Here is a 19574-nt window from a genome sequence, read left to right on the forward strand (position 1 = left end):
TAAAATAGAGATTCCTACTTTCACAGGAATATGGTGTCGTGGCCGAGTGGCTAGGCTCAGCTCTGCAAAAGCTGCTACAGCGGTTCGAATCCGCTCGACACCTCCAGAAACCTTCAAGTTTAACTTGGAGGTTTTTTTATTGTGAATTTTTAAGAAAATTATTAGACCTCACAGGTTTTAAAAACCTGTGAGGTCTTGTTAAATAAGATTAATAATGATAAAAATTTTTAGGGTAATAAAGTTATATAAATATACTTTTCTATACGTATCTATTTGAAATATAGTGTTTTAAAATATTTAAAACGAAATCCTGGAATCAAAAGTTTCCAAATATCTCTATTTTCTATCTTATTTTTAGAAACTAATCGTTTACCATCAACAAGCGTTCTGTAAACAAATACATAGATAACTAATGCCGTAACAAATTGCCAAGAAGTCAGTAAATCAGCATTAGTAAAAACAATGATTAATACTAAAGGAACTATAATCGCGCTATAAAAAAGTAGTAAATTTTTCATAAAACTTCTAATTTAAAATTATTCCGATTTAAATATCTCAAAATTCTCCAATTTTTCCTTTAAAAGTTCCTTTTCCTTTGGAAAAAAGCCCTGTAAAAGCAGTAAAATACCAAATCCCATAATGACTAATGAGACAATTTTTTTAGTTTTAAAAATACGTCGTGGCGTCAGTTTATTTTTAAGCGTTTTCGCAGCTAATATTTTAAGTAAATCGACTAGAAAATAAACCGCTAAAATGGTTCCTAAAAACACGAATAAACTTTCATTATTATCAGTTAAAGAATTACCAATAACAATAAAGCCTAACCAACCCAATAACACACCAATATTAATAAAGTTGAGCAAAAACCCTTTGATAAAGAGTTTTCCAAAGTTCTTTTTTATTTCAACAGTATGAAATTCACGAACAATATCCCGAAAAGATTTTGATGTTTTTAGAAACGAAATAAACCCATAAACCGCTAATAACACACCACCAAAAACAAGAAAGTTCGGATCGTCTTTTATTTTATCAAGTAGTTTAGTAGTACTATAGTAAGCAACAATTATAAATAGAATATCGGCTAAAATAACGCCAAAGTCGAAAATTAAAGCACTTTTAAATCCTTTAGTGGCACTTGTTTCTAGTAGAACAAAAAACACAGGTCCAATGGTAAAGGATAATATTATTCCAAAAGGAATAGCCGTTAAAACATCGTCTATCATAACTCTTTTAAAGCAGTTTCTACAAATTTAGGAAAATCCTTTGTATTAATCCTTACGAATTATTTTTCCGCCAAACACAGTATTTTCTTCTACCAGCTTCGGATTTCCGTAAATATAAACATTTCCGCCTGCTCTAACTTTAACATCTACTTTCTCTGACGCTTTTACATGTGCTTCACCTGCAGCTCTAATTATTACATGAGCAGTTTCACTTTCTAATTCTTTTCCAAGAAAAGAACCGCCTGTAGTTAAATCTATCTTTTGGTTTTTTGTATTTCCAGAAACTCTAATAACGCCACCCGTTACAGCTTTAGCTTCTAAATAGGTAATGTCCTGTACCATTAGTTTAATACTACCACCTTCTTGTGCATCCAATTCTAGTTCAAACTGACTAAAAACATCATTCGATCCTACGAATGCTCCTTCATTAACATCAATTTTATCTAGTTTTTTATAGTATAATTCCACCGTTGTACGATCGCCATCAAAGGCTTTCCTAATAGACATTTTAACTTTTAATGTACCATTTCTATTAACAATTACAACATCTCCAGTATTTTGACCTGTGATGATAATCTTATTTTCGTCAGATTTAATTAAAGTTACTTCTATCCTATCGTAGACTTTTAATTCATTAAAATCACCAAGAATTTTTTCGGTTTGAGCCTGACTTATTTGGGTTGCTGCAACCAGTAAAACGATTGCAAAAAGAAATTTTTTCATTATAAATTGTCTGATTTAAAAATTAATAATTCGGATTTATCCATCTGGTATCTCTACTAAATTTTAAGACACCAGAACAAATTCGAATAATTATATCAAAAACTATTCCTCATGTTTTCCTATTAAGTAAAAATCTAAATGTCTTTTTACTAAATCTGTGTTTTTCACTTTAACAATGACTTCATCACCAAGTTGATACATGGTTTTAGATTTCTTACCTATTAGCGCATAATGATCCTGATCAAATTGGTAGTGATCGTCTTTCATGTCGCGTATACTCACCATTCCTTCACATTTATTAGCGATAATTTCTATATAAATTCCCCAATCTGTAACACCTGAAATAACACCTACAAACTCTTCATCTTTATGATCTTCCATAAAGCGAATTTGCATGTATTTAATAGAATCACGTTCAGCTTTCGTTGCTAGATATTCCATATTACTGGAATGGTTACATTTATCTTCGTAAATAGCGGCATTTGCAGATTTTTCACCATCCAAATACATTTGTAATAAACGATGTGCCATAATATCTGGATAACGTCGAATTGGCGATGTAAAATGACTGTAATAGTCAAAGGCTAGTCCGTAGTGACCTATATTATCCGTGGTATATTCCGCTTTACTCATAGTTCGTATGGTTAGCGTATCTACCAAATTCTGTTCTTTTGTACCAACAACTTCGCTTAATAAATTATTTAAAGATGATGATATCGATTTTTTATCCTTAAAATCCAATTTATAACCAAAACGACCAACTACATTTTGAAGAGATGCTAGTTTACTTTCATCCGGCTCATCGTGAACACGGTAAATAAACGTTTTTTCTGGTTTTTGTTTTCCTACAAATTCCGAAACTTTTCGGTTTGCTAACAACATGAATTCTTCAATCATTTTATTAGCATCCTTAGATGATTTAAAGAAAACACCAATTGGATTTGCATCTTTATCAAGTTCGAATTTCACTTCTACCTTATCAAAAGAAATAGCACCAGAACGCATACGTTTAGAACGCATTTTTTTAGCAAAAGCATCCATTTTTAAAACGGCAAAAGCAATTTCTTTGGTAGTATTATAATCTTTTCCACTGATAGCAACATCAGCAGGAATACTTGTATCTATATCAGCCATCTCGACTGCTTTCGATATAACATTTAGCTCGGCATTATTTTCAATAATAGCTTGCGCTTCTTCATAAGCAAAACGGGCATTACTAAACGTTACGGTTTTACCGAACCATTCGTCTACAACTTCACCTTTATCGTTCATTTTAAAAACAGCTGAAAACGTATATTTCTCTTCATTTGGTCGCAACGAACAAGCATTATTAGATAAAACTTCTGGTAACATAGGCACCACACGATCTACTAAATAAACCGAAGTTGCACGTTCATAAGCTTCATCATCCAAAATAGTTCCTGGCTGCAAATAATGCGAAACATCGGCAATATGAATTCCTATTTCGTATAATCCATTATCTAAAATTTCAAAAGAAAGCGCATCATCAAAATCCTTAGCATCTTTTGGATCAATGGTAAAGGTTAAATCCTTTCGCATATCACGACGTTTAGCAATTTCTTCCTTGGTTATAGAGGTATCAATTTTATTAGCAAAATCTTCTACTTCTTTAGGAAATTCAAGTGGTAAACCATATTCGGCTAAAATAGCATGTATTTCAGTATTATGTTCTCCAGGTCTTCCTAAAACTTCGATAACTTTTCCGTTTGGAGAATCAGATTTTTCTGGCCATTCTTCTAATGAAACCAATACTTTATCGCCATCTTTAGCTTTATTTGTTTTATTAATAGGAACAAATATATCCGTATACATTTTATTACTATCTACTACAACAAATGCATAATTATTATGCAACTGAATAACGCCAACATACTCGCTTTTAGCACGTTTAATTATTTGAGTAATTTCCCCTTCTCGCTTTCCATTTTTTACACGTTTGTAGGCGTAAAACTCTACTTCATCACCGTGAAGGGCTTTATTCATGTTATTGGATGAAATGTATATATCGTCTTCAAAATCTTCGCTAATAATATAACCTGCGCCTCTGGAGGCCATATCTACTCTACCGGTATGATATTCGCTAGAAGCGACCACTTTATATTTACCGCGTTCTACTTCTTCAACTTCCTGTTTTGCTTTAAGTTGTTGAAGTTTTTTAATGATTTGATTGCGACTGCTGGCATCGTTTACACCAATTTTCGAAGCTATTTGTTTGTAGTTAAATGCTTGTGTACGGTCTTTTTTTAAAATACTTAAAATTGTATCTGTAAGGTTAGAAATCTTATTATGTGAAGGTTTCCGTGTTTTTTTTCTTGTCATGTATTATTTGTAATCATTTTATTCCTTTGAAAAAAGGAATCTAAAAGTTTTATAAACATAATACTTTTAGAGAAGAGTATAACACTTTCACATTGTAATTAATGGCAGTGAACAGGTTATTAGAAGTATTACGTTTATACAAAGTTACGTTTTAAATATTAAATCTTCTTTTAGTTATTATAAATTAATGATTTTATAACATATAGTATTAACTATATTTTTTATTGAAACTTCAAATTGAATTAAATTCTTAAAAAAGTAGTTATCCACATATATATATATAATCATCTTTTTCTTTTAAAATTTAAAAAATAAATAATGGTTATGATAGCATGTTAATAGAGGTATAACTTTTTTGATTTATATTTTGAAACATCGTTGTTTACAATTTGTTGATAGTTAGTTAACATACGAAAGATAGTTAATTGCTTCATTTTAAGCTATAATTTGAAAGCTATTAACAACTGTTAATAACTGATGTTAATAGTTAATAGCTGACAAGTATTTTACATTTCTATGTTTATAAACATCAACTCGAGGTCTTACAACTTGTCCAAAACAAAGTGCTAACTTTTTAGGTTTGTATCGCTTTGGTTTTGCTTGGAAAAATTAATTGAATATTAAAAATTTACCTGTTAGATTTTAATGAACAGTTATGAACAAGTTATGAGCTGTAAAATGAATACTTACTAAGCATTTTAAATAGCTATCAATAATTAATTTAAAATACTTGTAATCAATTAGTTATAATTTTATATAAGATTCTTTTCTTGTAACTAATTTCTTTTTCTAGTTAAAAAAGCACGATATTTTTTTACTAACGTATTAATCTATTTTAAAAATGAAAAACTTCACACGCTTGTTTTAATGACATCCCTATTTTTATTATTTAGTCCAACTGCTACTGCCCAGTACACCAGTATTCCCGATATCCAATTTGAACAATTGTTAATAACTCAACTCATTGATAGCAATGGTATTTTAGACGGTCAAGTTTTAATATTTAATTTGGAACTATAAGGATATTAAAAATTTCTAATGCAATGGTTGATTAATAGATTTCAGAAACAGATACATTATTCCACTTATACTATTTACTGAAAATTATAAATTCAGAAAAAATGTATATAAATAGACTTAATTCAGGTTTGTTTTTTTTAAGAATTGACTCGTATATAACCCTTAAATTCATCAAGAATTAAACTATTTACTAGAACCATCAAAATTAACGGATATCCTTTTATTTTTTTACCTTTATCCAGTATATTAAAAGGTATAAAAAAATGAAAATAGCCATAGGAAATGATCACGCCGGAACCGAGTATAAAAAGGCAGTAATTAAGCATTTAGAAGCTAAAGGTTATCAGATTACTAATTATGGAACAGATTCTATGGAAAGTGTGGATTATCCAGAATTTGTACATCCAGTAGCTGATGATGTTGAAAATAAAAATGTCGATTTTGGTATTATTATCTGCGGAAGCGGTAATGGTGCAAACATGACCGCAAATAAACATCAGGGTGTACGTTCTGCATTATGTTGGTCCAAAGAAATTACGGCTTTGGCCAGACTACATAATGATGCAAATGTGTTGAGTATTCCAGCCCGTTATACTTCCATACAACAAGCTATTCAAATGGTAGATACATTTTTAGAAACGGCTTTTGAAGGTGGTAGACACCAAAATCGCGTTGATAAAATTCCGGTTTCTAAATAAATGGGTCACGGGCATTCTCATAACCACAAAAATCCAGATTTGAGAGGTAGAAATTTACTAATTTCTATTTTCCTTAATATTCTAATTACCATCTCGCAAATTATCGGTGGATTAGTTTCTGGGAGTTTGGCTTTGTTAAGTGATGCTCTGCATAATTTTAGTGATGTTATTACATTAATTATTAGCTATGTTGCAACCAGATTAAGTAAACAAAAAGCATCTTTAAATAGAACTTTTGGATTTAAACGCGCTGAAATTTTGGCTGCTTTTATTAATGCTTCTACTTTGGTTATTGTAGCCGTTATTTTGATTATTGAAGCTGTAAAACGCTTTTTTAATCCGCAGGAAATTGACTCTACCCTGGTTATATGGTTATCTATTATTGCTATTTTAGGAAACGGTTTTAGCGTATTATTGCTTAAAAAGGATGCGCAATCTAACTTAAATATGCGTTCGGCATATTTGCATTTAATTACGGATATGCTTGCTAGTGTAGCTGTTTTAATAGGCGGCTTACTCATGAAATACTACCAGATGTTTTGGGTGGATAGTGTTTTAACGTTCCTAATTGCTGTATATTTAATTTGGGTTGGTTGGGATTTACTAAAAGCATCTACTAAAATGATTATGTTATTTACGCCCGATCATATTAATATAGAAGATGTTGTTAAAAAAGTGAATGGCATATCGAAGGTTAAAAAATTACACCATGTTCATATCTGGAATTTAAGTGATGATGAACTGCATTTAGAAGCACATTTAGATTTACATGAAGATATATCAACCACCGAATTTAATAACTTGTTAATAACTATTGAAAGGGTGTTACATAACGAGTTTAATATAAACCACGTAACCATTCAACCGGAATACAACAAAGTAGATCCTAAAGAAGTTATTGTGCAGGATTAAAAACTTATTGATAATGAAATTTATTGTTTTACTGATTAGTTTAGTTACGCTTCTTTCCTGTTCGCGTGCAACAGAAATAATTATAGATCAGGCACTTCCTGGATTTAAAACCCTAGATATAGGGATAAAAAATAATACGAATACCAAGTTCTTACGTACTGAAATTGTAACGTCCAATGGTAACTTGGTATTTCAGCAGATTGAGCCGAATAGTTATTCTAACTTTTACGAAATCAGTGCTATTTATTCTGAAGTTGAAATTACCGTTCAAACTGCAAATGGTTATTACTCTTTTTTACCAAGTAGTTATGGCGAAGATACCAAAGTTACCCAAGGCAATTATTATTTTGAAGTCTCCATAGAAATCCCTGGTAATAATTTAGTTGTCACCAGAAAATCCTTTTAAATATGTTAGAAATTCATACCAAAACCTTTCAAGAATTGACAACCACTGAATTGTATCAAGTTTTACAACTGCGAAGTGAAGTTTTTGTGGTGGAACAAAACTGCGTATATCAAGATATTGATGGAAAAGATGATAAAGCACTTCATATTTTAGGTTTTAAAAACGAGAAATTAGTTGCTTATACACGTATTTTTAAACCAGGTTTTTATTTTGACGAAGCTAGCATTGGCCGTGTTTTAGTTAAAGAAAACGAGCGTAAACATCAATATGGTTACGATATTATGAAAGCATCTATGGATGCTGTTAAACATGTTTATAAGGAAACCACTATTAAAATATCGGCGCAAACGTATTTAAACACGTTTTATACTAATTTAGGTTTTAAAAAAGTGGGTGAAGGGTATTTGGAAGATGGTATTCCACATATTGTGATGATAAAAAATTAATCATTTTCCTCTACATAAGTCAGTAAAATCTCCACACGACGGTCATATTTAGCTTCACCGCCTAATCGAAATCTTCCGCGCATACCAACGAATTTCATGCGTTCTCTATCCACACCTTTTTGTACCAAATAATCGTAAATATATTTTGCTCTGATAAGGGATAAATTTTGTTTGTTGGTACCTCTATCAACGGCATCACGCCTATTTTGGGTGCAACAAACGTGTCCTTGAATGGTAAAATAGATATCATTGCGTTTTAATAGTGCTTTGGCAATTTGTTCCAAGGTTTTTTTAGATTCTGGAAGCAGAACACTGTACCCCGTTTTAAATAGAATATTTTCGAGTAAAAATTTATCGCCAGCTTTAATATCACCCATAATGGCTTCCGCAAATCCTTTTTTCTTGGGTTTATCTAAATTGGCTTCTTTTCGTGGTGGTGAATGCGGTTTAACGCGAATTTCAACTTTTCTATTTAAGCCACGAATTTTAACGATATCTTCAACATCAATCACTTTTAATAATACTTCACCCTTACCATCTACGTTGCTGATTTTAGTTTCATCGAATTCATTGTTGGAGAAAATAGTTTTTATTGAATTGGCGCGGTATTGAGAGAGTCGTAGATTATAGTTTTTACCTCCAGTATCATCACAAAAACCGTAAATGGATATTTTTTCAATATCTAAAGATTCAATTTCGGAAAGAAATAGCAGCAAGCGACTTTCCTCTGTGGGTAGAACCACATATTGATCGGTTTCAAAAAACACAACATGCCGGCGTTCTTCTTGCGAAAAAAGCCAGTTAAAGCTAATAAGAAAAAGTATTGCTATTCGTGTTTTCATTACAAAAATCGACTACGAAGATCAATATATTCAAATTATCTTAAATAACCATTATAACTACTTGAATTTGATAAGATTGCCGCTGCTTTTTTAATTTCTAAGTTGTAAATTTTGTAGTAATCATATAAACCTTCTCGGTACACATAACGTTTGACAATTTCATCAGTTAAGATGGTTAACAAATCATCTTTATTTTCATCAATGGCAAGCGCTTTGGAGTTATTTAAATTATTAACCAACGTGTTATAATCCTTCTGAATATTTTCATCTAAATTTTCCTTTTCGGCACTGATAAGAACGTCTGCCAAAGCTTTTTCAGTTTCCGTAGTGTAATTGAAGTTATTGGATTTTAAATAATTTTTAAAGTCTTTAAAATCAGCATTTGTCAATTCAAAATTACTAACATCTAAATTTGGATGTTTGTAGTAATATGCGGTAGCATAATCGAAAATAAGGAAATCGCTTACAATAGCATTTGTAATGGATGAGTTTTCTGTAACATTTAATGTTTCATCAGGAAGCACACCACCACCATCAAAAACCTGACGACCATTTTTGGTTTTAAATTCATTGTACTTATCTTTTTCAATTCTTACAGCATTCCCGCTATCATCGCGATGTAAGTAATCTAAAGCCTGAATACAACGACCAGAGGGCGTGTAATAGCGCGAAATAGTAATTTTTAGCTGTGTACCATAGGATAATGGTTTTGGACGTTGCACAAGGCCTTTACCAAAACTTCTAGAACCTACAATAACGGCGCGATCTAAATCTTGTAAGGAGCCAGAAACAATTTCACTAGCCGATGCGCTACTGCCATTAATTAAAACAACCAATGGAATATTGGTATCTATTGGGTCTTTTTGCGTATAATATTCACGGTTGTATTTTTTAACTTTAGATTTGGTCGTTACTACTAACTGACCTTTCGGTACAAATAAATTTACCACGTTTACAGATTCTAATAATAAACCACCTGGATTGCCGCGTAAGTCTAAAATAATACGTTCAGCACCTTGTGCTTTTAGATCCCGCAGGGCATAACTAGTTTGTTGTGAGGCCTTATTATTGAATTTACTCAATACAATATAACCGGTTTTATCATCTACCATAGAAAAATGAGGAACCGCATCAATTTCAATTTCAGAATGTGTAATAATTGCCGAATACTCTTTTCCTTGACGCAGATAAATTACATTTATTTTAGAGCCGCTTGTACCTTGTAATAAATCGCCCGCGTCATCTTTATAATCTGCAATAATGGTATTTCCAATTTTTATAATTTCATCACCAGCTTTTAATCCAGCTTTATCGGCAGGATAATCTTTATAGGGTTCAATAATTACCAGTTTGTCTTTCATAGTACGCACATTGGCACCAATTCCTGTATAATCGCCTGTTCTTCTAATTTTTTCAGCTTCAACGTCTTGTTCATTATAAAACTGGGTGTAAGGATCCAAATCTTTTAGCATACTTTTAATGGCTGTATCCATTAAATCGGCCGGATTTGTTTCATCCACATAGTTCATATTAATTTCTTTATATAAGGTGGTGAAGATTTCAATTTGCTTGGCTATTTCAAAAAAATCATTTTGAAAAGCCGAACCAGTTATGAAAATAGTAAGCGCGAAAAAGGGAATAAGGATGCGCTTTTTAAGTAGTTTTTTCATTATTAGTTTCTTTAGAAGTAGCGTTTGTAAACTTTTTAAACAGTTTATTCATGGATTGTTCTGTTTGCTGGTACGTTGGTTTACTGTTACCAATGTACAAAATCATTAACGCATAGGATGTTGTAATGTTGTTAAAGTAGATTGTTTTGTTTAGTCGATAAGCTTCGCGCATTAATCGTTTAATACGATTGCGATCTACCGCTTTTTTGAAATGTCTTTTAGATGCGGAAACACCCGTTTTAATGGGAACATTATCATCAAAAGTTGTTTCCATAAACACGAGACGCAGCGGATAAGCTGAAACCGACTTCCCTTCGGTAAAGAGTTTTTCTATTAGCTTTTGGCTTTTTAGTTTTTCGTGTTTATTATAAGTTCTGTCCATGGGTTTTCAAAGGTACAAATTAAGCATAAAAAAAGCTGCTTTTGTAATGAAAGCAGCTTTTTGAAAACTTTAAGTGAATTTTATTTCTCCATTTTATTATTTTCTCTATCAATATCGGCCATTCCTTGTTCAGGATCAATCTCCACGGATTTTACTGCTTTGGAAACATCAAACGTATAAGTAGGATATGCCCAAGCCCAATTGGAAACAAGCGTTGCCGTTGTTGGTTTAGAACCACGCATCATACGTAAAGGAATGTGGAAATTTTCTGTCGTTCCATCTGTATAATTTACAGTAACATCTAAAGGCATTGGCATTAAACCGATACGCTCCAAAGAAATAGTTTTATTGTCGATGCTTTTCACGGCATAATCTATAGTATTAATTGTTTGGGCAAAATCGGTTAAGTACCAATTTAATTCAAAATTCGTTACTTTTTCTGCCGTACGAATAAAATCTACTGGTGTTGGGTGTTTAAAAGCAAAATCTTTATAAAACTCTTTAATAGTAGTTTTTAAATTCTCCTGGCCAATAACATAGCCTAATTGTTCTAAAAACACTGAACCTTTACTGTACGCTTGAATACCATAAACTTGGTTATAAGCATAACGATCTGCATGGGTTGTTAATGGTTGTTCCTTATCAGATTTTGCTAAAAATATATAATTTTTGTAAGCGCTTTCTGTTGGGTTAGCTTTGCCTTGTTCCATCACCTCATTCATAGCGTAATCGCTAATATAACTTGTAAAACCTTCATCCATCCATTCATGCTTCAACTCATTAAATGCTAATAAAAACTGAAACCATGTATGTGCAAGTTCATGGGCTGTTACACCAACTAAACTTCCTAAAGAGCGATTACCTGTAATTAAAGTACCCATGGCGTATTCCATACCGCCATCACCACCTTGCATAACGGAATATTGCTTGTAAGGATACTCTCCAATATGCTCGCTGAAATATTGCATTAATTCAACAGTTTTAGATTGTAGTGTTTTCCAATCTGCCTTTTGTCCAGCATCTAATGAATTTTTGTAGTAAAAATTTAATAATGGACCATCAGGGACCTGCATAGTATCATGAATATAATCTGGATCTGCTGCCCACATAAAATCGTGAACTTTAGGCGCTAAAATATGTATGGTTTTCTTATTACCTTCTATTTTAATATCATTTTGTTGATAACCTGTTCCACCAACTACGTAATCTTTATCTATAGTTAATTTAACATCAAAATCTCCCCAAACACCGTGAAACTCACGACCAATATAAGGATCCGCATGCCAGCCTTCAAAATCGTATTCTGCCAGTTTTGGATACCACTGTGTCATAGATAATGCCACACCTTCTGAACTATTTCGTCCAGAACGTCGAACTTGAACTGGTACTTGACCATCAAAATCCATATCGAAAGTCACCGATTCTCCTGGTTGAATAGATTTTGCTAATTGCACTTCTAAAATAGTACCAACAGTTTCATGTTTTAACGTTTTTCCGTTTTGTTTAAGCGAATTAACTTTAATGAAACCAATTTCATTCGGTTTAAGTTTACCTATTCTATCGCCTACACGTCTATCTGGATCGGCAATGGTTTGTGAACGTACATCCATTTCACTTCCAGGTTGAAAGGCATTGAAATACAAGTGATAATATACACGGTTTAAAACATCTGGTGAATTATTCGTGTACACTAATTTTTGTTTTCCTTTGTATTGAAAGGATTCAACATCCATATCAATATCCATTTTATAATCCACATGTTGTTGCCAGTAGGTTGGATTATTTGACTTTGTAGCTGAATTTTGTGTAGTTACTTCATTTGAAGTTCCACATGCAAAAACGAGACTAAAACAGCTGACTGCCAGTATTAGTTTTTTCATAATAAGTAAAATTTAAGTAAAAAAAATCTCATCGGATTAAGGATGAGATTTTTTCTGTTATTAATCAATTATTTCATTTGGCTTGCCATGATAAGTGCGTTATAAGCATTTACCATTTTTCCTGATTTTGTTAAACCTCCAAAAGGTCTTACATCTTCTGCATCACCACCAACTATAACTTTCGTTGAAATTGGAATACCTGAATCTAAAATAACTTGCTTAACCTGTGCAGCAGTTAATTTAGGATAGTAAGAGCGTATTAAAGCAGCAACACCTGCAACAGCAGGAGCAGCCATAGATGTTCCACCCATAGGCTTATATTCGTTTTCTGGAGTCGATGAATATACTTTAGCACCTGGTGCAAATACATCTACATTTATTTTTCCGTAATTAGAAAAACCAGCAATCATGTTAGGGCCATACTTTGGCTCTAATGCACCAACAGTAATAAATGTTTTTGATACTTCTGGTCCTGTTCCAATAGCATCGTTTGGAAATACAGCTACTGTATCTATATCAACACCTTCGTTTCCTGCAGCATTAATAAAAAGCACATCATTTTCGCTAGCATAAGCAATGGCATCACGTACCCAATCACTGTGTGGTGAGTAGTATTTACCGAAACTTCCGTTAATTACTTTAGCACCATTATCTACTGCATAACGAATAGCTAATGCAATATCCTTATCATACTCATCACCATTAGGAACGGCGCGTAAGCTCATTAGTTGAACATTATTAGCAACACCATTAGCACCTAAACCATTGTTACGTTCCGCAGCAATAATACCTGCAACGTGCGTACCATGACTTTCGCTTTTTATCGATGGCATAACGTTTCCGTTTCCGTAACCAACATCTGTTAAATCGTCTGGATCATCACCTGTAGTTCTACCTTTTAAGTCTTTATTTAAATTAACGTTTACTTGACCTGAAAAGTAATCAACACCACCTTTAATAGCTTCTAAAGCTTCAGTGGTAGACTCAAGTCCATTAGCGTACATATTTTGTAGCATGGTAACAGCTTGTTTTACGTCTGCGTTGTCTGATTCAATAGCTGCAACTTCTTCTTTAGTATATACCTCTTTACCTAAATGTTTTGAAACAGCTTCATCCGCATTTTTCATCATTTCGTAGATTTGGTCGTAACGTTGCTTGTTTGCTAAAGCTTCTTGATATTTTTCATCATATTCGGCTACAGCAGCATCATATTGTGGGTTAGATTTATCACCTTTTGCAATAATTCTTACCATTTCTAATTGCTCGTCATAGGCATCGCCTAAAAAGTTCCAACCGTGAATATCGTCTATATAACCATTGTTATCGTCGTCGATTCCGTTTCCAGGAATCTCTTTCGTATTGGTCCAAAGAACATTTTTTAAATCTTCGTGCTCAATATCAATTCCAGCATCTATTACAGCAACAATTACAGTTTCTCCTTTTCTATTTTTAATAATTTCGGCATAAGCTTTATCAACGCTCATTCCAGGAATCGTATCTTTTATAAGATCCAAATGTCCCCAATTTTGTTTTTCAGCTTCTGTAAGTTCGCTAACCTTTAAAGGCATAGCGTCTATGTTTTCTATGGGTGTCGATAAAATTTCAGCACCACTACCGCAGCTAGTCAAAACTACAGCTATTCCCGCTGTAAATACAAACGTTTTAATTAATTTCATTTTAAAATATTAGTTTAGTTAAAAATTTCATTACAGGAATAAACGTCTTGTAATCGCACGCCTTTTTCTGTGTTTTTTACTGTAATTATTTCATTATGGGCGTCGTGCTCCAAAAATAAGTAATAATTATTATCTGCTGCCATTTTCAGAAATCTTTCTTTTTCGTCTAATGTCAGTAGTGGCCTTGTGTCATAGCCCATTACAAAAGGTAATGGAATGTGTCCTGCGGTTGGTAATAAATCGGCTACAAAACAAATTGTTTTTCCTTTGTATTGAATCATAGGGATCATTTGCTTGTCTGTGTGGCCATCGGCATAAAAAATATCAAAGTCAAGTTCCGAATTCCGTTGGATATCGCCATTTGGGACATCTGTAAATTTCAATTGTCCACTGTTTTTAATAGGCAAAATATTTTCTTCTAAAAACGACGCTTTCTCACGGTTATTGGGTTGTGTTGCCCAATGCCAATGATCTTTGTTGCTCCAAAAATTTGCGTTTTTAAAGGCCGGTTCATAATCCGTATGGTCCTTGTTCCATTGAATAGCGCCACCACAGTGATCAAAATGTAAATGCGTCATAAACACATCTGTAATATCATTTCGATTAAAACCGTGTTGTTTAAGAGATTTGTCAATAGAGTCATCGCCCCATAAATAGTAATAGCCAAAGAATTTATCACTTTGCTTATTACCCATTCCGGTATCAATAAGTGTTAGCTTATCACCATCTTCTATTAGTAAACAACGGGCTGCAATATCAATCATATTGTTCGCGTCTGCAGGATTGGTGCGTTGCCAAAGTGATTTTGGAACAACGCCAAACATAGCGCCACCATCAAGTTTAAAATTTCCGGAGTTAATAGGATATAACGTCATATCTGTGCAAATTACGAATTCATGCCCTATTACTGAAAAAAAGCGTACTATATTAGAAGTTTTTTAACATTTAATAAATACATCGAAGAAATAGGATAAATTTGTTACTGTGAAAAATTAAATTAATTTTAGCAAAATCTAAATATGAAAACGCCATCAGCATTAAAGATTAGGAAAATGAATTTACTCCGCTTTGGACGTGATTTTAAACCCGATGATGAGGTAATTTTAAGAGATTATTTAGCAATTGAACGTACGCGATTAGCTAACGAACGTACTTTATTATCGTATGTACGATCATCTTTATATTTGTTACTGGGCGGTATTGCCTTTTTACAATTAAAAGACTTTCCAGATTTTAAATATTTAGCCCTAGTATCATTGCTATTTAGTGCCCTATTTTTTATTATTGGTGTATACCGATTTGTATTATTGAAAAAGAGTTTGAAGAATTTGTATTATAATTCTGAAGCTAAAAGCGACGAGTAGTTTTTAAGTAGAAACATCTAATACGTGCCACTATGAGTATAAATCTCATTATTACGTTTGTCATTATTTTAATTGGTGTCTTTCTATTTGTTAAGGATTATTTTTCTATTGATACAACGTCCATTTTAATCATGGCGTTATTTATTGTATCGGGAGTTCTAAATCCAGAAGAAGGTTTTTCAGGCTTTAATCATCCGGCAACCATAACATTGGGCTGTATTTTTGTGGTCAGTGGTGGTGTATTTCATTCTGGAATACTGGACGGTTTGAGTTATAAGATTATTAAACTCGCCAAAATCCATTATGTCGTTGCGCTAGTTGTATTTTGCTTTATAACGGCCTTATTTTCTGCTTTTATCAATGATACTGCCGTTGTTGCGTTAATGCTTCCTATTGCTTTAACGGTATGCAGAGAAACTGGAATTAGTCCAGGAAAACTACTCATGCCTATTTCATTTGCCGCACTTTTTGGTGGAACTTGTACTTTAATTGGAACATCTACTAATATTTTAGTTAGTAGTTATGCCAAGCAATACGGTTTGGAGCCTTTTGGTATGTTTGAGTTTAGCCAAGCGGCTTTATGCTTGTTGGTAATTGGATTTATTTACATATTTCTTATTGGCCCTTTTTTACTTCCTAAAAACAAACAACCCAATGCCTTAACTTTAGAGGCTAAGGAATATATTACAGAGTTGATGGTGGCCGAAGATTGTAGTGATATTGATAAAGCTATAAAAGATTCTAAACTCACCAATGACTATAAAATTACAGTTTTATCTATTTTAAGAGGGTCTTTTTTAATGCATGATTTACTCCCAGAAACAACTCTTAAAGAAGGTGATATTTTAAAAGTTATGCTGCCGCCACAGACTATAAACCGGTTAATGGATATTAAAGGTTACCAGGTTGAAGGAACCCAGCGTATTAAAACGGCTGAAGATGATGCTGAAGCCTATAATATTTTTGAAGTGATTATTCCTTTTGGATCCGGTTTAGCTGAAGGATCTTTAAAATCATTGCGTTTTAACCGAACTCATAATATGTCGGTTTTAGCCATTCGCCAACGTGGTGACGTTTTATTAGATAAACTAACTTCCGTTAACTTAAGAGAAGGCGATATGCTCTTAATTTTAGGAAGTAAAACTGAATTACGAAGTTTAGAAAACCAGAAACTGGTGGTTACACTTTCTGAATACGAAAAGAAAAAAACTAATTATAAAAAGGCCATTCCTGCCATATTAATTGGGATTGGTGTGGTGCTTGCCGCAACTTTAAATATAACAACCATTTTAGTAAGTGCTATGGTTGGTGCATTATTAATGATTTTAACGGGCATTTTAAAACCTAAAGAAGCTTACCAAGCCGTTGAGTGGAAAGTTATTTTCATGATGGCAGGTGTACTGTCTATGGGAACGGCTTTGGAGAAAACCGGTGGTGCTACTTTAATTGCCGACGTAATTGAAAGAACTTTCGGTCAGTATAATGCTCATATTACTTTGAGTTTATTGTATTTGGTGACTTTTATTTCCACCAATTTAATTTCCAGTAAAGCTACGGCTGCTTTAATGACACCCGTTGTAATCAGTTTGGCAGCTATTATGGAAGTGAGCGAACGTCCGTTTTTAGTGGCTGTTATGTTTGCCTGTTCATTAACGTTTATGACGCCTATGAGTTACCCTACCAATACAATGGTTTATGCGCCAGGGAACTATAAGTTTAATGATTTTTTAAAATTCGGTACACCTTTAAATATTATAATTTGGGCAGCTGCGTCCTTTGTTATTCCATATTTCTTTCCATTTTAAGAGTCATATTTTAGATTTAACTAAAGTCTAATAAAAAAATGTATTGACGTTAAATAAAAAACCTTATTTTACCACAAAATTTAAAAATTCAAATTAATAATTAGATATACAGATATTAAAACAGTCGAACTCCATTAGCAATTTTTAAGAATTAGAACTGTTATTAGCCAGGTTTAAAAGCCTAAGCGTCCATCTATATATGAATTACAAAAACCAATCATTATATGTTAGAACTCGGTGGTATCATTATTTTAGGAATTTTAGCACAATGGGTAGCATGGAAACTAAAAATACCAGCTATTTTGCCTTTAATATTAATAGGTTTATTAGTGGGGCCTATTGCTCAAGAATTTTTAAGCGCCGACGGAACCAAATGGATTGAACCACGATGGAATGGGAATGAAGGTTTATTTCCCGGTGAAAGCTTATTTTATTTTGTGTCGTTAGCCATTAGTATTATTCTTTTTGAAGGTGGATTGACCTTACGAATGGGGGAAATTAAAAACGTAGGACCAGCCATAACCAAATTAATTACCATTGGCTCCATTGTTACATTTTTTGGAGCTGCTGTAGCCTCTCACTATATTTTTTATTTAAGTTGGGAAATTTCTTTTCTATTTTCAGCATTAATAATCGTTACAGGACCAACCGTAATCACACCAATTTTAAGAAACATTCCGCTGAAAAAGGATGTCTCGGCAGTACTAAAATGGGAAGGTATTTTAATTGATCCTATTGGCGCATTAGTGGCCGTTTTGGTTTTCGAGTTTATTAGTGTGGATGCAGGTGGTGAATATACCAAAACAGCTTTTATAGAGTTTGGTAAAATTGTTTTATTCGGATTTACTTTCGGGTTTACCTTTGCACACGCCTTAAATTTTATCATGAATAAAAAATGGATACCGCATTATTTAATGAATGTATTCGCTTTAGCAGCCGTTTTAGCTGTTTTTATTCTTTCAGATATTTTTGCGCATGAATCTGGTCTATTAGCCGTTGTTATTATGGGTATGGTTTTAGGAAACTCCAATTCACCATATTTAAAAGAGCTGCTTTACTTTAAAGAATCTTTAAGTATTTTGTTAATATCTATTCTGTTTATTCTATTAGCTGCTAATATTAATTATCAGGAATTATTATTAATATTTAATTGGAATACCGTACTTCTTTTTGCTATTGTAGTATTTGTTTTACGACCAATTGGCGTGTTTATAAGCTCACATGGTTCTAATTTAAAACTTAATGAAAAACTATTTATTAGTTGGGTTGGACCACGTGGTATTGTAGCTGCTGGTATTGCCTCATTATTTGGATTAAAATTAGCAAGTGATGGTGTTCCAGGTGCTGAATACATTACACCTTTAGTGTTTATGATTGTATTAGGAACCGTGCTTTTAAATGCAACCACAGCACGCTGGTTTGCAAAATTAGTTGGTGTATTTTTAAATAAATCAGAAGGTGTTTTAATTGTTGGGGCTTCTAAAGTTTCTAGATTATTAGGGCACTATTTAGCAAATCACGGCAGACATGTAGTACTTATAGATAGTAACCAAAATAACATTGCCAAAGCGAAAGAACTAGGTCTAGAAGCTATAAACACCAATATCTATTCCGATAAGCTTATGGATAATATTGAACTGAACGCCATGGGATATTTAATGGCATTAACGGGAAGTTCGGATATTAATAAATATGCGATTAATAAGTTTAGCAAGCAATATGGTGAAAATGGCTCTTTTAGGCTCCTAACGTCTACAGAAATGTCAGAGTCTGATGTTGTTCCAGGTGAGGGATTATTTTCTCATACAACCGATTATAGCTCGTTAGTTGCCGTTACAAATAAATACCCATCCATTCAAGAAATTACTTTAGAAGGTAAGGAACATTATGAGGAATTATTAAAAGTAGCTATTGACGATAAAGAGATTATTCCTCTGTTTTTAAAAGATACTAATGATGAATTGTTTATTATAGGATCGGAAAAGCTCAATTTGGATGATATTAAAGTTGACTGGGAACTAGTATATCTTGGAAAGCCAATTGATGTGGAGAAGCTTAAGGGGACAGGAAAAGCAGATCAAAAAGTGGATCAGAATGTGGATTAGTTCCATTCGAAAACACAAAAAAAGCACGCTATTTAGCGTGCTTTTTTATTGTGTTAGATTTGTATTTTATGTTGATTTACGC

18 protein-coding genes and 1 tRNA gene are annotated in these 19574 nt (G+C 32.9%); 9 read left to right on the plus strand and 10 right to left on the minus strand.

Annotated features, from left to right (window positions below):
* Positions 1 to 32: 32 nt before the first annotated feature.
* Positions 33 to 106 (plus strand) — tRNA-Cys (locus BZARG_RS09280).
* A gap of 163 nt (positions 107 to 269) precedes the next feature.
* On the opposite strand, the gene BZARG_RS09285 is transcribed toward BZARG_RS09280, so the two are convergent.
* From BZARG_RS09285 to BZARG_RS09300, 4 genes are all read right to left on the minus strand, one after another.
* The gene (locus tag BZARG_RS09285; RefSeq protein ID WP_008637627.1) at positions 270 to 518 is read right to left on the minus strand and encodes a hypothetical protein; all 249 of its coding nucleotides are present in this window, start codon (positions 516 to 518) and stop codon (positions 270 to 272) included.
* 18 nt (positions 519 to 536) lie between these two features.
* Complete coding sequence (locus BZARG_RS09290) at positions 537 to 1223, minus strand: LysE family translocator (protein ID WP_008637755.1); 687 nt, start codon at positions 1221 to 1223, stop codon at positions 537 to 539.
* 45 nt (positions 1224 to 1268) lie between these two features.
* A complete protein-coding gene (locus BZARG_RS09295; protein WP_008637718.1) occupies positions 1269 to 1946 on the minus strand; it encodes a head GIN domain-containing protein in 678 nt (225 codons plus the stop codon).
* A 102-nt stretch (positions 1947 to 2048) separates the two neighbouring features.
* Positions 2049 to 4286 (minus strand): ribonuclease R family protein, encoded by a 2238-nt coding sequence (locus BZARG_RS09300; RefSeq protein WP_008637630.1) that lies wholly within the window; start codon positions 4284 to 4286, stop codon positions 2049 to 2051.
* An 867-nt stretch (positions 4287 to 5153) separates the two neighbouring features.
* Here BZARG_RS09300 and BZARG_RS15780 point away from each other — a divergent pair.
* The 5 genes from BZARG_RS15780 (at position 5154) to BZARG_RS09320 (ending at position 7768) form a co-directional block, all read left to right on the plus strand.
* Positions 5154 to 5306 carry a hypothetical protein gene (locus tag BZARG_RS15780; protein WP_008637738.1) on the plus strand — a complete coding sequence of 51 codons (153 nt, stop codon included), beginning with the start codon at positions 5154 to 5156 and terminating at the stop codon, positions 5304 to 5306.
* 263 nt (positions 5307 to 5569) lie between these two features.
* On the plus strand, positions 5570 to 6004 hold the full coding sequence (gene rpiB, locus BZARG_RS09305; protein ID WP_008637713.1) for a ribose 5-phosphate isomerase B: 435 nt from the start codon (positions 5570 to 5572) through the stop codon (positions 6002 to 6004).
* Positions 6005 to 6916 (plus strand): cation diffusion facilitator family transporter, encoded by a 912-nt coding sequence (locus BZARG_RS09310; protein ID WP_008637752.1) that lies wholly within the window; start codon positions 6005 to 6007, stop codon positions 6914 to 6916.
* Positions 6917 to 6929: 13 nt separating this feature from the next.
* Complete coding sequence (locus BZARG_RS09315) at positions 6930 to 7322, plus strand: hypothetical protein (RefSeq protein WP_008637642.1); 393 nt, start codon at positions 6930 to 6932, stop codon at positions 7320 to 7322.
* A 2-nt stretch (positions 7323 to 7324) separates the two neighbouring features.
* The gene (locus BZARG_RS09320; RefSeq protein WP_008637645.1) at positions 7325 to 7768 is read left to right on the plus strand and encodes a GNAT family N-acetyltransferase; all 444 of its coding nucleotides are present in this window, start codon (positions 7325 to 7327) and stop codon (positions 7766 to 7768) included.
* Here the strand turns inward: BZARG_RS09320 and BZARG_RS09325 are convergent.
* The 6 genes from BZARG_RS09325 to BZARG_RS09350 all read right to left on the minus strand — a co-directional run bounded on the left by BZARG_RS09325 (position 7765) and on the right by BZARG_RS09350 (position 15093).
* Positions 7765 to 8610, minus strand: a complete 846-nt coding sequence (locus BZARG_RS09325; RefSeq protein ID WP_008637751.1) for an OmpA family protein — start codon at positions 8608 to 8610, stop codon at positions 7765 to 7767. The two genes, BZARG_RS09320 and BZARG_RS09325, sit on opposite strands and share 4 nt — an antisense overlap.
* A 35-nt stretch (positions 8611 to 8645) precedes the next feature.
* Positions 8646 to 10280, minus strand: a complete 1635-nt coding sequence (locus BZARG_RS09330) for a S41 family peptidase (protein WP_008637780.1) — start codon at positions 10278 to 10280, stop codon at positions 8646 to 8648.
* Complete coding sequence (gene rnpA, locus BZARG_RS09335; RefSeq protein ID WP_008637823.1) at positions 10264 to 10662, minus strand: ribonuclease P protein component; 399 nt, start codon at positions 10660 to 10662, stop codon at positions 10264 to 10266. The genes BZARG_RS09330 and rnpA overlap by 17 nt, the downstream gene beginning before the upstream one ends.
* 80 nt (positions 10663 to 10742) lie before the next feature.
* Entirely contained in the window at positions 10743 to 12542 is a 1800-nt protein-coding gene (locus BZARG_RS09340) for a M1 family metallopeptidase (protein ID WP_008637652.1), read from the minus strand.
* A gap of 68 nt (positions 12543 to 12610) precedes the next feature.
* Positions 12611 to 14218, minus strand: coding sequence for a S8 family peptidase (locus BZARG_RS09345; RefSeq protein WP_008637648.1), 1608 nt, complete (start codon positions 14216 to 14218; stop codon positions 12611 to 12613).
* Positions 14219 to 14232: 14 nt separating this feature from the next.
* Positions 14233 to 15093: an MBL fold metallo-hydrolase gene (locus BZARG_RS09350; RefSeq protein WP_008637692.1), complete on the minus strand. Its 861-nt coding sequence runs from the start codon at positions 15091 to 15093 to the stop codon at positions 14233 to 14235.
* A gap of 177 nt (positions 15094 to 15270) precedes the next feature.
* Between BZARG_RS09350 and BZARG_RS09355 the strand changes: the two genes are divergently transcribed.
* From BZARG_RS09355 to BZARG_RS09365, 3 genes are all read left to right on the plus strand, one after another.
* Positions 15271 to 15582 (plus strand): DUF202 domain-containing protein, encoded by a 312-nt coding sequence (locus tag BZARG_RS09355; RefSeq protein WP_008637793.1) that lies wholly within the window; start codon positions 15271 to 15273, stop codon positions 15580 to 15582.
* A gap of 32 nt (positions 15583 to 15614) precedes the next feature.
* On the plus strand, positions 15615 to 17387 hold the full coding sequence (locus tag BZARG_RS09360) for an SLC13 family permease (RefSeq protein WP_008637701.1): 1773 nt from the start codon (positions 15615 to 15617) through the stop codon (positions 17385 to 17387).
* Positions 17388 to 17611: 224 nt separating this feature from the next.
* Complete coding sequence (locus tag BZARG_RS09365; protein ID WP_008637797.1) at positions 17612 to 19492, plus strand: cation:proton antiporter; 1881 nt, start codon at positions 17612 to 17614, stop codon at positions 19490 to 19492.
* Positions 19493 to 19574 lie beyond the last annotated feature (82 nt).

The sequence above is a fragment of the Bizionia argentinensis JUB59 genome (assembly GCF_000224335.1).
Classification (GTDB): Bacteria; Bacteroidota; Bacteroidia; order Flavobacteriales; family Flavobacteriaceae; genus Algorimicrobium; species Algorimicrobium argentinense.

Bases quoted from the DNA above. Each gene is read 5' to 3' on its own strand.
- BZARG_RS09285 (WP_008637627.1), bottom strand. From the start codon at position 518: ATGAAAAATTTACTACTTTTTTATAGCGCGATTATAGTTCCTTTAGTA.
- BZARG_RS09290 (WP_008637755.1), bottom strand. From the start codon at position 1,223: ATGATAGACGATGTTTTAACGGCTATTCCTTTTGGAATAATATTATCC.
- BZARG_RS09295 (WP_008637718.1), bottom strand. From the start codon at position 1,946: ATGAAAAAATTTCTTTTTGCAATCGTTTTACTGGTTGCAGCAACCCAA.
- BZARG_RS09300 (WP_008637630.1), bottom strand. From the start codon at position 4,286: ATGACAAGAAAAAAAACACGGAAACCTTCACATAATAAGATTTCTAAC.
- BZARG_RS15780 (WP_008637738.1), top strand. From the start codon at position 5,154: ATGACATCCCTATTTTTATTATTTAGTCCAACTGCTACTGCCCAGTAC.
- rpiB (WP_008637713.1), top strand. From the start codon at position 5,570: ATGAAAATAGCCATAGGAAATGATCACGCCGGAACCGAGTATAAAAAG.
- BZARG_RS09310 (WP_008637752.1), top strand. From the start codon at position 6,005: ATGGGTCACGGGCATTCTCATAACCACAAAAATCCAGATTTGAGAGGT.
- BZARG_RS09315 (WP_008637642.1), top strand. From the start codon at position 6,930: ATGAAATTTATTGTTTTACTGATTAGTTTAGTTACGCTTCTTTCCTGT.
- BZARG_RS09320 (WP_008637645.1), top strand. From the start codon at position 7,325: ATGTTAGAAATTCATACCAAAACCTTTCAAGAATTGACAACCACTGAA.
- BZARG_RS09325 (WP_008637751.1), bottom strand. From the start codon at position 8,610: ATGAAAACACGAATAGCAATACTTTTTCTTATTAGCTTTAACTGGCTT.
- BZARG_RS09330 (WP_008637780.1), bottom strand. From the start codon at position 10,280: ATGAAAAAACTACTTAAAAAGCGCATCCTTATTCCCTTTTTCGCGCTT.
- rnpA (WP_008637823.1), bottom strand. From the start codon at position 10,662: ATGGACAGAACTTATAATAAACACGAAAAACTAAAAAGCCAAAAGCTA.
- BZARG_RS09340 (WP_008637652.1), bottom strand. From the start codon at position 12,542: ATGAAAAAACTAATACTGGCAGTCAGCTGTTTTAGTCTCGTTTTTGCA.
- BZARG_RS09345 (WP_008637648.1), bottom strand. From the start codon at position 14,218: ATGAAATTAATTAAAACGTTTGTATTTACAGCGGGAATAGCTGTAGTT.
- BZARG_RS09350 (WP_008637692.1), bottom strand. From the start codon at position 15,093: ATGACGTTATATCCTATTAACTCCGGAAATTTTAAACTTGATGGTGGC.
- BZARG_RS09355 (WP_008637793.1), top strand. From the start codon at position 15,271: ATGAATTTACTCCGCTTTGGACGTGATTTTAAACCCGATGATGAGGTA.
- BZARG_RS09360 (WP_008637701.1), top strand. From the start codon at position 15,615: ATGAGTATAAATCTCATTATTACGTTTGTCATTATTTTAATTGGTGTC.
- BZARG_RS09365 (WP_008637797.1), top strand. From the start codon at position 17,612: ATGTTAGAACTCGGTGGTATCATTATTTTAGGAATTTTAGCACAATGG.